Below are 14,492 nucleotides of genomic sequence, written 5' to 3' on the forward strand. Positions count from 1 at the left end.
TGCAAAGTGAATGCCAGGTTTTAACACACTGTTTCTTGCGGCGCTTACCGTTTTTCCCTCGCCTTTACGCACCGCAAACAGGCATAAAATGCCCACCGACCGTGCAGCTACTCCTTTGGTGTTACCTGCCATACACTCTTCACCATGAGCAGCGCGCGGGCGATATCCACCATCCTTTGGTTCTTGTCCATCGCCATTTTGCGCAGCGCCGTCCAGGCCTGTTCCTCACTCATATTCTGGTGGGTCATCAGCACGCTCTTCGCTTTATCAATGATTTTGCGCTCTTCAAGCGTATCGCGCAGCGATGCAAGCTGACGTGAGAGCTGCTCTATCTCGCGCGCCTGCTGGCGAACCAGGGTAAGCAACGGTTTTTCCGGATAGCGGATCGGCGGGTCATCCTGTTCATCGCCGGGGAGCGCGTACTCATCGTCACGGTGAATGCATTCGTCCACCGCGACCATCAGATCGGCGATGATCGTCTCCTCCAGCGTGCGCAGATGCTCAAGGCGCGCGGTTTGCAGAGCAAACCAGGCCAGCGCGGTAAGGCCGTTATCGGCGGCGGGCTGGCGGGTACAGGCCACGCGCCGGAGCTGCTCCGTTTCACGATCGGGCTGACAGTGCATTGAAAAGGTGGTCTGAACGTCAGCGGAGCTGTGTGAGAGAAAGATCTCAAAGCAGGCCTGCTGCCCGTCAATACGGTCAACCAGCCTCTGACGAGTCACATCATCGAAAAAACCCTGCGTGAAGCCAATCGCCCCCAGCGCCCGCTCCTGTCCCGCCAGCTCTTTGCCCTGCATCAGGCTATATAGCGCGACAAAACGTCCTGCGATTTGCGGATCGTCAATGCTGTCATTAAGCTGCGGCACGATACTGAGCAGATGGCGAAGCATGCGGGAGTAGTGTTCCATCGCCTGGGGTGCCGTTACCGTCTGCTGAATCACACCGTCACGCAGCGCGGGAAGCGTATCCAGGCTCAGGAGCGCGCCGCCGATGCGTTCACAGACGGCACTTCCCGGAATCGGCGACTGTGTTTCAAGAATGCCGTAAAGGGCTGCGAGGTTTTCATCCACCAGCGCCCGGCTGGCTTTGCATTCGGGAGCGTACAGCTTGCCCTGTGAGCAGAGCCAGACGTTGGACGCCCCGCGCTCGCACTGTAACATGTGCACCAGTTGGCTAATGCCGTGCACAAGCACGCCCAGCTGTGCCAGCTTGCTGAACTGCTCCTGGCGCATCATTTTTGCGCGCGTGAGCCATTCGGCAGCGCCTGGCGAAATGCCTGCCATTAATGTCATGCTTACTCTCCCGGACAGCGAAACTCCGGGGAATTAAGCAATATTCGTGCCTTTATAAGAACAGGAGTCAACATGCAGAAGATTGTGATCGTCGCCAACGGTGCGGCCTACGGCAGCGAATCCCTTTTCAACAGCCTGCGCCTGGCGATCGCGCTACGTGAAAAAGAGAGCGATCTGGCGTTACGCCTCTTTTTAATGTCGGACGCCGTCACCGCCGGGCTGAAGGGACAAAAGCCGGCCGAGGGCTATAACATTCAGCAGATGCTGGAGATCCTGACCGCACAAAACGTGCCGGTGAAGCTGTGCAAAACCTGCACCGACGGGCGCGGTATCACCGGACTGCCGCTGATTGATGGCGTAGAAATTGGTACGCTGGTTGAACTGGCCGAGTGGACGTTGTCCGCTGATAAAGTATTAACTTTTTAATAATAAACCCGTAAAAATATTATTTTCTTATGGACGCGGTTTCAGCATCAAGTTTACCTGCGGGGTTGCCGATAGGCATGGAAACAACACAGCAGGTATTTCACTTATGTTCAGATCGATTCGTGCACGCATCATCGCGGCGACGGCAGGCTGTCTGGTCGTCGCCCTTCTCCTCAACACCGTTATTAACTTCCAGGTCACACGCCAGGATAACCAGCAGTCACAGCGCGATATCCTGACCAGCACCAGCGCCAGCCATAACATGGCGATTGCCGACTGGGTAAAAAGCAAGATGACGGTTATCGCCTCTGCCCAGACCGTTGCGCTGAGTGACGACCCGGTTCCGGTGTTTAAACAGCTTGCGCAGGCGGGTGGATTCACCAACGTTTATGTCGGCTACGCCAGCAAAACGGCGAAATTCTCTGAGCCCGCGGGCGTACCTGCGGATTATGACCCGACAATTCGCCCGTGGTATCAGCAGGTGGTCAGCACGGACGGCCCGGTCGTCACCGCGCCTTACGTTGATGCCGGTACCGGTAAACTGGTGGTGACTTTCGCCGTGCCGGTGAAAGAGAATGGCGCCCTGAAAGCGGTGGTGGCGGGCGATGTGGCCATGGACAGCGTGGTGGCGAACGTGCGCGGGATCCATCCAACTCCGTCCAGCAGCGGCTTGCTTCTGAACAGTGACGGCAGCGTGATTGCGGCTAACGATCCGGCTCTGACGCTTAAACCGTTTGCTGAGACCATCAAAGGCATCGATTTTGCTGCGCTGAAAAGCGGTAACCTTGTCGACGGTACGCTGAACGACGTCGAAAAAACCTTCGTGGCGACAGCCGTGCCGGGCACAAACTGGCTGCTGGTCGTCGCCCTCGACAGCGGTGACGCCACCTCAGGCATGCGTTCCCTGCTTAAAGCCTCGGCGATTTCGCTGGTGATCCTGGCGCTGCTGAGCGCGGCCATTGTTCACCTCCTGATTGCCCGTCTGCTGAAGCGCCTGTCGGACATTCGCGACGCGATGCACAACATTGCCAACGGGACTAACGACCTGTCGCAGCGTCTGCCGGACAGCGGCGAGGACGAGGTGGCGCAGATTGCCCAGGCCTTTAACGCCTTCAGCGATAAGCTGTCGGTGGTGATGGTGCAGCTCCGTGATGCCAGCGAGTCGGTGAAAAACGCCGCTCAGGAGATTGCGGCGGGTAACCAGGATCTCTCCGGACGTACCGAGCAGGCGGCGTCCAGCCTGCGCGAGACGGCCAGCGCCGTGGAGCAGATCACCGCCTCCGTGACCCAGTCGAACGAGTCGGCGGCGGAAGCAAATGACCAGGCGAGCAAGGCATCCGCGGCCGCGGCGCGCGGCGGCGAGGTGGTATCCCAGGCGATCAGCACCATGCAGTCCATCGAAGTCGCGTCGGCTAAAATTGGCGATATCACCAGCGTGATTGACGGCATCGCGTTCCAGACCAACATTCTGGCGCTGAACGCCTCCGTCGAGGCGGCCCGTGCCGGGGAGCAGGGGCGCGGGTTTGCCGTGGTGGCGGGCGAAGTGCGTAACCTGGCGAGCCGCAGCGCCCAGGCGGCGAAAGAGATCAAATCGCTGATTGATTCCACCACCGACAGCGTGGCCACCGGCTCCCGCTACGTGCATCTGGCCGGGGAAAGCATGGATGAGATCCGCTCCAGCATCGGCAGCGTCTCCGGCATCATGCGCGAAATCTCCACCGCCACCAGCGAGCAGATGAAGGGTATTCACGAGATCAACCACGCGGTGACCCATCTCGACCGCATGGTCCAGCAGAACGCCGAGCTGGTGGTGCAATCCGCCGCCGCTGCGGGCGCCCTGCAGAGCCAGGCGGGCGACCTTGCTGAAACCGCCGGCCATTTCCGCATTTAATTTTCTACTGGCGCGCGTTTAGCGGGTAAAACGCGCGTCAGCTGAAATTTTGAGGAATTTTGTCATTTTTGTTTAATCGTTATGCCATTTTTTGATCAAAATCAGCATCCCTCCCCCTCCCCTTTGGTGTTATGCCATGAGTGAATTGTGAACAACATCACGCTCGGATATGGCTGCAGGGAGAGCGTTGTTTAAGACTACGGGGTAAAAAATGGCACTGGTAAAAACAAGTTTGAAACTGTTTGGCGGGGATACGGTAGTGGTGCGTTGCTCAGAGCGCTGCCGTATTCATCTGATGAGTGCGAAAGCACAAAAACAATCCCAGGCGGATATTCTCACCGTGCAGGATGATAACGCCTGGCTTACCGTGCCGTATACCGGCACCTGGGATGTGCTGATCGATAGCCACAGCCAGTCTCTGGAGCACTCTGTCAGTTACGTAGCAGCTTAAATTATGCGCCCGGCGAGCCGGGCGTATTATCAGGCAAAACCCGGTCGCAGCTTGCCGTTGAGCGGGTTTCCTTCCAGCAGCGCCTTCACCTTCACCACCAGCTCATTCAGACAATCGTCCTTCATGCCGAGGCGGGTAAGCTCCTGATCGAGAGAGAAGAGATACTGCGCGTTGGTACCCAGCGGCCCGCTGGCGGCGGCAATTAACGGGGCAATCACCTGCGTGCGGGTGTCCGCTTCATACAGCGGATGGCGCGGGTCCATGATAAACACCAGCGCATTGACGGTGCGACCGTCGTCCAGCTCCAGCTTACACCAGCTCGGCATATAGCAGCCGGTGATCATCTCACGCTTCCAGAGCAGCGTAAGCTCCTCTTCCAGGGTGGCATCCGGGAGGCGATACGCCACGCCCGTGGTGCGTCCGCCCTCTTTCAGTGCAAGCATACGCCCGGGCTGGCACGCGCTGCCGCGTCCGGCCGTCAGGCGCAGGCAAAATGCGCGGTGCCAGCCGGGCAACGTGCCCGTTGCCGATTCGACAAATTCGAGCGCCGGGTTCCACATCAGGGAGCCGTAGCCAAAAATCCATACCGGGCCATCATCCGGGCGGCAGGCAAGCGTGGCAGCGAGCGACGCCGCACGTTGTTCAGCTGACCAGAGAAGCGATTCCTCAATAGCACCAAATGCCGTCTTACAATCTGCCTTCATTAAGAAATCACGCGTTAACACTTTCCACCTCCGCCACTGCATGCTTCCTTGCGACATCTGTAATTCGCCTTCCCGGCCTTAGGTGCTGGTCATTTTGCCAGCAGTTGAATAACGATAAGCAATTAGCGGACCAGTTGCAATACAACGGCAGTTCAACCGCCTGAAAAGTCAAAATGAAGGCAGCGAATTATTTCAGGGCTATTTCTTTTTATGCCATTTATCGTCGTCTCCTTTTTCATATTCATGTTTTACGGCGGCCCAGGCGACTTTGTGTGCCGTCTCTTCACGGCTGGCATCATCCCGGCGATCGTCCTTATCTTTGTACTGATCCCAGGCACTGTTAAACGCCTCTTTGTAGATATCCTGCGCGTGAGCGGGCAGCACGTTTTGCACATTATCGGGTAATTCGCGTTTCGTTTTATAAGGCATCACTCACCTCTCTTTTGGTTAAAGAGATAAGTGTGGACGACGATATGGCAGCGTGCCACCCACACTTCATTTATGAATGATCGAAAACATTAACTTATTGTTATTAAACAAATATTAGGAGAATATGGTGAATTACAGGAATCAGGCGTGATAATTATTAAAAAAGGTAAAATTAAGTAAAAAATAAAGGGCATTTAACAGAGATCTGTTAATTTAATGACCTCAAAAATCTATCTATAATTACAAGCACCTGCATTGATGGAGAAGCACATGACAGCAACACACGAGGCGGTAAAGACCCGCCACAAGGAGACGTCTCTCATTTTCCCGGTTCTGGCACTGGCTGTGCTGCTCTTCTGGGGAAGCAGTCAGTCACTGCCAGTGGTGGTTGGTATCAATATTCTTGCCCTGGTCGGTATCTTAACCAGCGCCTTTAGCGTCGTTCGCCATGCGGACGTATTGGCCCACCGTCTGGGCGAACCCTACGGATCGTTAATTCTCAGCCTTTCCGTTGTTATTCTCGAAGTCAGCCTGATTTCCGCGCTTATGGCGACCGGCGATGCCGCGCCGACGCTGATGCGCGACACGCTCTACTCGATCATTATGATTGTGACGGGTGGCCTGGTGGGCTTCTCTCTGCTGCTGGGCGGGCGTAAATTCGCGACCCAGTATATGAACCTGTTCGGCATTAAACAGTATCTGATTGCCCTCTTCCCGCTGGCGATTATCGTGCTGGTCTTCCCGATGGCGCTGCCGGGTGCCAACTTCTCCACCGGTCAGGCGCTGCTGGTTGCGCTGATTTCCGCAGCCATGTACGGCGTGTTTCTGTTGATTCAGACCAAAACGCACCAGAGCCTGTTTGTGTATGAGCATGAAGACGACAGCGACGACGATGACCCGCACCACGGTAAGCCGTCGGCCCACAGCAGCGCGTGGCATACGGTTTGGCTGATCGTGCATCTGATTGCGGTGATTGCCGTCACCAAGATGAACGCCAATCCGCTGGAAACGCTGTTAACCGAACTGAACGCGCCGGTCGCGTTTACCGGTTTCCTGGTGGCGCTGCTGATCCTGTCCCCGGAAGGGCTGGGGGCGCTGAAAGCCGTCTTAAACAATCAGGTGCAGCGCGCCATGAACCTGTTCTTCGGCTCCGTGCTGGCGACCATTTCACTCACCGTGCCGGTGGTGACGCTAATTGCCTTTATGACCGGTAACGAACTGCAGTTCGCGCTGGGCGCGCCAGAGATGATTGTGATGGTAGCCTCGTTGCTGCTGTGCCAGATTTCGTTCTCAACCGGACGCACCAACGTGCTGAACGGGGCGGCGCATATGGCGCTGTTTGTGGCTTACTTGATGACAATTTTTGCGTAGCCTTTTTGCCCAGCGGCGCTTCACTTGCAGGACCTACGGGTTTTGTAGGCCGGGTAAGCAAAGCGCCACCCGGCAATATGCCCCATAAAAAAACCCGCCGAAGCGGGTTTTTTTATTATTTGCTGGTATCCAGCTCATCGAAGCTCTTGACCAGATCGTCAATTGCTTTGATCTGTTTCAGGAACGGCTCCAGCTTATCCAGCGGCAGCGCAGATGGGCCGTCGCATTTTGCGTTATCCGGATCCGGGTGCGCTTCAATGAACAGTCCAGCCAGGCCGGTTGCCATACCGGCGCGCGCCAGTTCGGTCACCTGAGCACGACGGCCGCCGGACGCAGCGCCAAACGGGTCGCGGCACTGCAGCGCGTGGGTCACGTCGAAAATCACCGGAGACTGATTAGAGACGTTTTTCATCACGCTGAAGCCCAGCATATCCACAACCAGATTGTCATAACCGAAGTTGGAACCACGGTCGCACAGGATAACCTTGTCGTTGCCACCTTCGATAAACTTATCGACGATGTTGCCCATCTGACCCGGGCTCACGAACTGTGGTTTTTTCACGTTGATCACGGCACCGGTTTTCGCCATCGCGGCAACCAGGTCGGTCTGGCGAGCCAGGAACGCCGGGAGCTGAATCACGTCAACCACGTCTGCCACCGGCTGCGCCTGAGCGGCTTCATGCACGTCGGTGATCACTTTCACGCCAAAGGTCTGCTTCAGCTCCTGGAAAATCTTCATCCCTTCTTCCAGGCCCGGGCCACGGTAAGAGTTGATGGAGGAGCGGTTGGCTTTGTCAAAAGAGGCTTTAAACACGTACGGGATGCCCAGCTTCTGGGTCACGGTCACGTAGTGCTCGCAGATACGCATGGCGAGGTCGCGGGATTCCAGCACGTTCATGCCGCCAAACAGCACGAACGGCAGGTCGTTTGCTACCTTGATATCACCAATGCTAACCACTTTTTGTTTCATAGGATCGCCTTATTCAGGTGTGAATCGGAATTAAGATTAATGCAGTGTAATTTGCTTGTGCGAGATCGCGTTGATCTGCGCACGAATCATTTCGCTAATAGGATCTTCCGGACACTGCTCGACGAAATAGCTCAGATCGTTCAGCGCCACGTGCTCACAATCGAGCTGGGCATAGATCAACCCACGGTCGCGAATTTCGTACGGGTCTTCCGGATTAAACTGCAGCAGCACTTCGCTGGCGCGCAGGGCCAGCTCCATCTGACGCTCTTCCATTAACGCAGACTTCAGCGTATCCAGCAGCTTGCGGATCACTTCTGCGTTATCCGCCTCGTCGAGATCTTCGTTGAAGAGCTCAGCCACCGGGCTGATATTGCCTTTCAGCCACACGTCCAGCGTATGTTCATCCAGCGTATCGCCGTTGAAGGGATTAATGAGCCACATCTCACCGTCCAGCCACTCCGCACGCAGGATCATCTGCGTCGGAAAAATGACCGGCACCAGTGGAATATCCAGGCGATGCGCAACCCAAAGCAAAATAGAACCCAGCGCAACGGCGCTCCCCTGACGATTTTTTAAGACCTGGTCCAGCCATAATGCGTCAGACAGGCGATACACGCCCCGCGTGTCGCAGAAACCCCATTCGCCGTAGAAAAGCTCGAGCAGCTTCTCTAATTGCCAGTCCTGCGGGCGCGCCTGATTGATCTCTTCACGCGCCAGGCAGACCAGATTCTCCAGCTCATCGTAGACGTACTGCGACGTAAAATCGTCGCGGATCATCTCAGAAATCAGGATCATGCCATCGCAAAGCGGCACTTTATTAAATTCGAAATCGGCTAAGGACTTCATGACTTACCCCAGTAACGACCGAGCGTACAGCGACGCCCGGGCGAGATAAAACTCAAAACGATGTAGATGATAACGCCAAACCGCCTTTCAGTCAGCCTTACGCCTTTATCAGTACCTGCGCTCATAACCACTGCCCCAGCGTCAGGCGTTCGTTGCCGCCGTAGTCGCGGCAGGTTTTGACATCGGCGTAGCCCGCCTGGGTAAAGAGCGCCCGCACGGCTTCCCCCTGCGTCCAGCCATGCTCCACCAGCAGCCAGCCGCCGGAAAGCAAATGTTGTCGTGACGTTGTCACAATGTGATCAAGGTCGGCTAAACCCTCCCTGGCGGCGACCAGCGCCGTCAGCGGTTCGAAGCGCACATCCCCCTGCGCAAGGTGCGGGTCATGCTCGTCAATATAGGGCGGGTTACTGACAATCACTCCGAACGTCTGCTTCTCCAGCGCGCTGAACCAGCTGCTTTGCAGCACCGTCACGTTGGTCAGGCCAAGACGTTCCACGTTACGCTGCGCCAGCGCCACCGCGTCGGGCATCACATCTACCGCCGTGATCGCGCAGTCGGGCCGTTCGGTAGCGAGCGCCAGGGCAATGGCCCCGGTCCCCGTTCCGAGATCGAGAATGCGGCAGGACGATGCGGGTAAGCGCGCCAGCGCCTGTTCAACAAGACACTCGGTGTCTGGACGCGGGATCAGCGTCGCCGCCGAGACGTAAAGCGGTAACGACCAGAACTCGCGCTCGCCGACCAGGTGTGCCACCGGCTCGCCGGTTTTACGGCGGGCAAGCAGCGCGGCGAGCCGGGCTTCCTGTTCAGCAGTCAGTTCGGTTTCGCCGAAGGCCAGCAGGTACGTGCGGGCTTTACCCGTCACATGCTCAAGCAAAATTTCGGCATCGCGTTTCGGGCTTTCGCTTTCGGAAAGCTCACCGGCAGCCTCACGTAACCAGCGCTGAAAATCCATTATTCCTGCTCGGACAGTGCCGCCAGCTGGTCGGCCTGGTATTCCTGCACGATAGGCTCAATCAGCATATCCAGCTTGCCTTCCATTACTTCGTCCAGACGGTACAGCGTCAGGTTGATGCGGTGGTCGGTCACGCGCCCCTGCGGGAAGTTGTAGGTGCGGTTACGGTCGCTGCGATCGCCGCTGCCCAGCAGGTTACGACGCGTAGACGCTTCCGCCTGCTGGCGTTTCGCCATTTCGGCCGCGTGGATACGCGCGCCCAGCACGGAGAGCGCTTTGGCTTTGTTTTTGTGCTGGGAACGCTCGTCCTGACACTCCACCACGATGCCGGTCGGCAGGTGGGTAATACGGATGGCGGAGTCGGTGGTGTTAACGTGCTGACCACCCGCCCCGGAGGAGCGGAAGGTATCAATACGCAGGTCAGCAGGGTTGATGTCCGGCAGCTCCGCTTCCGGCAGCTCCGGCATCACCGCCACCGTACAGGCGGAGGTGTGGATTCGGCCCTGAGATTCGGTGGCCGGTACGCGCTGCACGCGGTGACCGCCGGATTCAAACTTGAGACGACCGTACACGCCGTCGCCGCTGATCTTGGCGATAACCTCTTTGTAGCCACCGTGTTCGCCTTCGTTGGCGCTCATGATCTCCACGCGCCAGCGACGCGATTCGGCGTAGCGGCTGTACATGCGGAACAGATCCCCGGCAAACAGCGCCGCTTCGTCCCCGCCGGTCCCGGCGCGGACTTCCACGAACGCGTTGCGCTCGTCGTCCGGATCTTTTGGCAGCAACAGCACCTGAAGCTGCTGCTCCATCTCCTCAGAACGCGCTTTCGCATCCTGCAACTCTTCCTGCGCCATCTCGCGCATTTCAGGATCGTCGAGCATCATCTGCGCGGTTTCGATATCTTCCTGAACCTGTCGCCAGTCGGTAAAGCATTTAGAAACATCACTTAACTGCGCGTATTCACGTGAAAGTGCGCGAAAACGTTCCTGGTCCGCAATGGTCCCGGCATCCCCGAGCAGCGCCTGGACTTCTTCATGGCGCTCGTGCAGAGCTTCCAGTTTAGCGACGATAGAAGGCTTCATAGGCGTAAGTGCACCTTGTCTTAGAAAATGGGTATAGGGCGCTATTCCAGCCCGAGGCTGTTGCGCAGAATAGTCAGGCGTTCATCATCCCCGTCACGGGCAGCCTGCTGAAGAGATTTGGTTGGGGCATGGATCAGGCGGTTGGTCAGTTTCCACGCCAGATCCTGCATAATAGCCTGCGCGTCGCCGCCCTGCTCCAGGGCCGCTAACGCTTTGGCAGTCAGGTCATCACGCACCTGCTCCGCCTGCCCGCGGTACTCGCGGATGGTCTCGCTGACGCTTTGCGCGCGCAGCCAGGCCATAAACTCACTGGTTTCCTGCTCGACAATGGTTTCCGCCTGCACCGCCGCCGCTTTACGCTGCGCGAGGTTGTGCGAAATGATGCTTTGCAGGTCATCTACGCTGTAAAGATAGGCGTTAGCCAGCTTGCCGACTTCTGGCTCCACATCGCGCGGGACGGCGATATCCACCAGCAGCATCGGCTGATTACGGCGGGACTTCAGCGCACGCTCCACCATCCCTTTGCCGATAATCGGCAGCGGGCTGGCGGTCGAACTGATAATAATGTCCGCCTCCTTCAGACGTTCATCGATGTCGCTCAGGGCAACCACCTCTGCGCCCACTTCATCCGCCAGCACCTGCGCGCGTTCGCGGGTGCGGTTAGCGATAATCATCTTTTTCACTTTATGCTCGCGCAGATGGCGCGCCACAAGTTCGATGGTTTCGCCCGCGCCCACCAGCATCACGGTGACGGCGGAGAGGGATTCAAAGATTTGGCGTGCAAGGGTGCAGGCCGCGAAAGCAACAGAAACCGCACTGGCACCAATGTCGGTTTCGGTTCGCACACGCTTCGCCACGGAGAACGACTTCTGGAACATGCGCTCCAGCTCACTGGCCTTAAGATGCCCTTTTTGCGAATCCGCAAAGGCTTTTTTCACCTGACCCAGAATTTGCGGCTCGCCCAGCACCAGCGAATCCAGCCCGCTGGCCACGCGCATCAGATGGCTGACGGCATCGTTGTCCTGATGCCAGTACAGGCTGTTGCGCAGCTCGTCTTCATTGAGATTGTGGTAGTCGCATAACCAGCGGATCAGCGCTTCGTGCAGGTTGTCCTGCTCTTCCACGCTTAAATAGAGCTCGGTACGGTTGCACGTCGAGAGCACCACGCCACCCTGCACCATCGGCTGTGCAAGCAGGCTGTCCAGCGCCAGGTCGAGCGTATCTGGCGAAAACGTTACGCGTTCTCGCAGCGAAACCGGGGCCGTTTTGTGGTTGATGCCGAGTGCTAATAGGGTCATGTTGAGCGGGAGTAGTACCAGCGTTAATAAGGTTAGCAGAACGCATCATACAGGATGCGCGAGATCAATAAAAGAGACAGCCCCCTTTCGGAGTAATAGGTTACACAACGCTTTGAGATAATTTGAACGTAGACGGTAGCCCCCTTCGACGCTAGCATTAACAGTTATAACTGCAACGTATCTCAAGGATTTGTCCTCATTATGACCCGACTGATTCGCCTGCTGCCCCTGGCGGCACTGGTTCTGACCGCCTGTACTGTCACCCAACCAAAAGGCCCGGGCAAAAGCCCTGATTCACCGCAGTGGCGTCAGCACCAGCAGGACGTCCTTAATTTGAAGCAGTACCAGACGCGGGGCGCCTTCGCCTATCTCTCTGACGAACAAAAGGTTTATGCCCGCTTCTTCTGGCAGCAAACGGGGCAGGACAACTATCGCCTGCTGCTGCTGAACCCGCTGGGCAGCACCGAGCTGGAGCTTATCGCGAAACCGGGCGAAGCGCAGATCACCGATAACAAAGGCCAGCACTACACCGCAACCGATGCCGAAGAGATGATTGGCAAGCTGACCGGAATGCCTATCCCGCTAAACAGCCTGCGCCAGTGGATCCTTGGCCTGCCGGGTGACGCCACCGACTACACGCTTGACGATCAGTACCGTCTGAGCCAGTTGAACTACACCCAGAACGGCAAGACCTGGAAAGTGGTGTACAGCGCCTATGACAGCAAGAGTAAACCGTCGCTGCCATCCAACATGGAACTGACCCAGGGCAGCCAGCGCATCAAGCTGAAAATGGACAACTGGATCGTTAAATGATGACCCACTGGCCCTCTCCGGCAAAACTGAATCTGTTTTTATACATTACCGGCCAGCGCGCTGACGGCTATCACACCCTGCAGACGCTGTTTCAGTTTATTGACTATGGCGACACAATTTCTATCGAACTGCGCCAGGACGGGCAGATTTGCCTCCTGACGCCGGTCGACGGCGTGGCGCATGAGGACAACCTGATTGTGCGCGCTGCGCGTCTGCTGATGAACGCTGCAGCGGAATCGGGTCGTCTGCCTGCGGGAAGCGGTGCGGACATCCGTATCGAGAAACGTCTGCCGATGGGCGGCGGCCTAGGCGGCGGCTCATCCAACGCCGCTACCGTGCTGGTTGCGCTGAACCACCTTTGGGGCTGCGGGCTGTCGCAGGACGAACTGGCCGTCTTAGGCTTGAAGCTGGGTGCGGATGTCCCGGTGTTTGTTCGCGGTCATGCGGCCTTTGCTGAGGGCGTGGGCGAAATCCTCTCCCCGGTCAACCCGCCGGAAAAATGGTATCTGGTTGCTCACCCCGGCGTGAGCATTCCGACCCCGGTCATCTTTAAAGATCCTGACCTGAAAAGAAATACCCCGATTCGGTCAATAGAAACGTTATTAAATTGTGAATTCAGCAACGATTGCGAGGATATCGCAAGAAAACGTTTTCGCGAGGTTGATGCGGTGCTTTCCTGGCTGTTAGAATACGCGCCGTCGCGCCTGACTGGTACAGGGGCCTGTGTCTTTGCTGAATTTGACACCGAATCCGCCGCTCGTCAGGTGCTTGAGCAAGCGCCGGTTTGGCTGCATGGTTTTGTAGCGCGTGGGATGAACATTTCCCCCCTACAGCAGGCCATTCTGGCGCAGACTGAGTTTCGGTGACAACGTCACCCTGTTCCAGACGTTGCATCGCGCTCTTTAATACACCGCCTGGATAGCCTTTGCCTGGCCCGCACAGTTTACGGCGAACGCTATCCACCACTGGACGCATGCCTGAGGTTCTTCTCGTGCCTGATATGAAGCTTTTTGCTGGTAACGCCACCCCGGAACTAGCACAACGTATTGCCAACCGCCTGTACACTTCCCTCGGCGACGCCGCTGTAGGTCGCTTTAGCGACGGCGAAGTCAGCGTACAAATTAACGAAAATGTACGCGGTGGTGATATTTTCATCATCCAGTCCACCTGTGCTCCAACGAACGACAACCTGATGGAACTGGTTGTTATGGTCGACGCCCTGCGTCGCGCTTCCGCAGGCCGTATCACTGCTGTTATTCCTTACTTCGGCTATGCCCGCCAGGACCGTCGCGTCCGTTCCGCGCGTGTGCCAATTACCGCGAAAGTTGTCGCTGACTTCCTGTCCAGCGTTGGCGTTGACCGCGTACTGACCGTTGACCTGCACGCAGAGCAGATCCAGGGCTTCTTCGACGTCCCGGTTGATAACGTATTCGGCAGCCCAATCCTGCTGGAAGACATGCTGCAGCTGAACCTGGATAACCCAATCGTGGTTTCTCCGGACATCGGCGGCGTGGTGCGTGCCCGTGCTATCGCTAAGCTGCTGAACGATACCGACATGGCGATCATCGACAAACGTCGTCCGCGCGCTAACGTTTCTCAGGTGATGCACATCATCGGTGACGTAGCTGGCCGCGACTGCGTGCTGGTTGACGACATGATCGATACCGGCGGTACGCTGTGTAAAGCGGCTGAAGCGCTGAAAGAGCGTGGTGCCAAGCGCGTATTCGCTTACGCGACCCACCCGATCTTCTCCGGCAATGCCGTAAACAACCTGCGCAACTCCGTCATTGACGAAGTTGTAGTATGCGATACCATCCCACTGAGCGACGAGATCAAGGCACTGCCAAACGTGCGTACCCTGACCCTGTCCGGGATGCTGGCCGAAGCGATTCGTCGTATCAGCAACGAAGAATCCATCTCTGCAATGTTCGAACACTAATCGAACACGGCCGAAAAACCCGCTGCGG

The 14,492-nt window shown here is 57.1% G+C and carries 15 protein-coding genes; 7 read left to right on the forward strand and 8 right to left on the reverse strand.

The window, feature by feature from the left end:
- Positions 1-107: 107 nt before the first annotated feature.
- Complete coding sequence (gene nasR, locus ACEPLT_RS13015; protein ID WP_232927524.1) at positions 108-1,292, reverse strand: nitrate regulatory protein NasR; 1,185 nt, start codon at positions 1,290-1,292, stop codon at positions 108-110.
- Between the two features lie 72 nt (positions 1,293-1,364).
- Here nasR and ACEPLT_RS13020 point away from each other — a divergent pair, with 72 nt between their 5' ends.
- From ACEPLT_RS13020 to ACEPLT_RS13030, 3 genes are all read left to right on the forward strand, one after another.
- Positions 1,365-1,718 carry a DsrE/DsrF/TusD sulfur relay family protein gene (locus ACEPLT_RS13020; protein WP_008499522.1) on the forward strand — a complete coding sequence of 118 codons (354 nt, stop codon included), beginning with the start codon at positions 1,365-1,367 and terminating at the stop codon, positions 1,716-1,718.
- Positions 1,719-1,824: 106 nt separating this feature from the next.
- Positions 1,825-3,609: a methyl-accepting chemotaxis protein gene (locus tag ACEPLT_RS13025; protein WP_032674982.1), complete on the forward strand. Its 1,785-nt coding sequence runs from the start codon at positions 1,825-1,827 to the stop codon at positions 3,607-3,609.
- Between the two features lie 211 nt (positions 3,610-3,820).
- Positions 3,821-4,060, forward strand: coding sequence for a DUF1883 domain-containing protein (locus ACEPLT_RS13030; RefSeq protein WP_008499520.1), 240 nt, complete (start codon positions 3,821-3,823; stop codon positions 4,058-4,060).
- Positions 4,061-4,089: 29 nt separating this feature from the next.
- Here ACEPLT_RS13030 and ACEPLT_RS13035 read toward each other — a convergent pair whose 3' ends face one another.
- Both ACEPLT_RS13035 and chaB read right to left on the reverse strand, forming a co-directional pair.
- The gene (locus tag ACEPLT_RS13035) at positions 4,090-4,785 is read right to left on the reverse strand and encodes a gamma-glutamylcyclotransferase (RefSeq protein ID WP_032676027.1); all 696 of its coding nucleotides are present in this window, start codon (positions 4,783-4,785) and stop codon (positions 4,090-4,092) included.
- Positions 4,786-4,962: 177 nt separating this feature from the next.
- Entirely contained in the window at positions 4,963-5,193 is a 231-nt protein-coding gene (chaB, locus tag ACEPLT_RS13040) for a putative cation transport regulator ChaB (protein ID WP_008499518.1), read from the reverse strand.
- A 270-nt stretch (positions 5,194-5,463) separates the two neighbouring features.
- On the opposite strand from chaB, the gene chaA reads away from it, so the two are divergent.
- Complete coding sequence (chaA, locus tag ACEPLT_RS13045; RefSeq protein ID WP_008499517.1) at positions 5,464-6,564, forward strand: sodium-potassium/proton antiporter ChaA; 1,101 nt, start codon at positions 5,464-5,466, stop codon at positions 6,562-6,564.
- Between the two features lie 115 nt (positions 6,565-6,679).
- On the opposite strand, the gene kdsA is transcribed toward chaA, so the two are convergent.
- From kdsA to hemA, 5 genes are all read right to left on the reverse strand, one after another.
- Complete coding sequence (gene kdsA / locus ACEPLT_RS13050; RefSeq protein ID WP_008499516.1) at positions 6,680-7,534, reverse strand: 3-deoxy-8-phosphooctulonate synthase; 855 nt, start codon at positions 7,532-7,534, stop codon at positions 6,680-6,682.
- Positions 7,535-7,570: 36 nt separating this feature from the next.
- A complete protein-coding gene (gene sirB1, locus ACEPLT_RS13055) occupies positions 7,571-8,380 on the reverse strand; it encodes an invasion regulator SirB1 (protein ID WP_023292212.1) in 810 nt (269 codons plus the stop codon).
- Between the two features lie 121 nt (positions 8,381-8,501).
- Positions 8,502-9,332, reverse strand: a complete 831-nt coding sequence (gene prmC / locus ACEPLT_RS13060) for a peptide chain release factor N(5)-glutamine methyltransferase (RefSeq protein ID WP_044596580.1) — start codon at positions 9,330-9,332, stop codon at positions 8,502-8,504.
- On the reverse strand, positions 9,332-10,414 hold the full coding sequence (prfA, locus tag ACEPLT_RS13065) for a peptide chain release factor 1 (protein ID WP_021240360.1): 1,083 nt from the start codon (positions 10,412-10,414) through the stop codon (positions 9,332-9,334). Before prfA ends, prmC begins: the two co-directional genes overlap by 1 nt.
- Before the next feature lie 41 nt (positions 10,415-10,455).
- Complete coding sequence (gene hemA / locus ACEPLT_RS13070) at positions 10,456-11,712, reverse strand: glutamyl-tRNA reductase (protein ID WP_232927523.1); 1,257 nt, start codon at positions 11,710-11,712, stop codon at positions 10,456-10,458.
- A gap of 201 nt (positions 11,713-11,913) precedes the next feature.
- Here hemA and lolB point away from each other — a divergent pair, with 201 nt between their 5' ends.
- The 3 genes from lolB (at position 11,914) to prs (ending at position 14,464) form a co-directional block, all read left to right on the forward strand.
- On the forward strand, positions 11,914-12,525 hold the full coding sequence (gene lolB / locus ACEPLT_RS13075) for a lipoprotein insertase outer membrane protein LolB (protein WP_232927522.1): 612 nt from the start codon (positions 11,914-11,916) through the stop codon (positions 12,523-12,525).
- Entirely contained in the window at positions 12,522-13,391 is an 870-nt protein-coding gene (ispE, locus tag ACEPLT_RS13080) for a 4-(cytidine 5'-diphospho)-2-C-methyl-D-erythritol kinase (protein WP_063616069.1), read from the forward strand. Before lolB ends, ispE begins: the two co-directional genes overlap by 4 nt.
- A 125-nt stretch (positions 13,392-13,516) precedes the next feature.
- The gene (gene prs, locus ACEPLT_RS13085; protein ID WP_003856663.1) at positions 13,517-14,464 is read left to right on the forward strand and encodes a ribose-phosphate diphosphokinase; all 948 of its coding nucleotides are present in this window, start codon (positions 13,517-13,519) and stop codon (positions 14,462-14,464) included.
- The last annotated feature ends 28 nt before the right edge of the window (positions 14,465-14,492 follow it).

This window comes from Enterobacter sp. fkY84-1 (assembly GCF_052974705.1).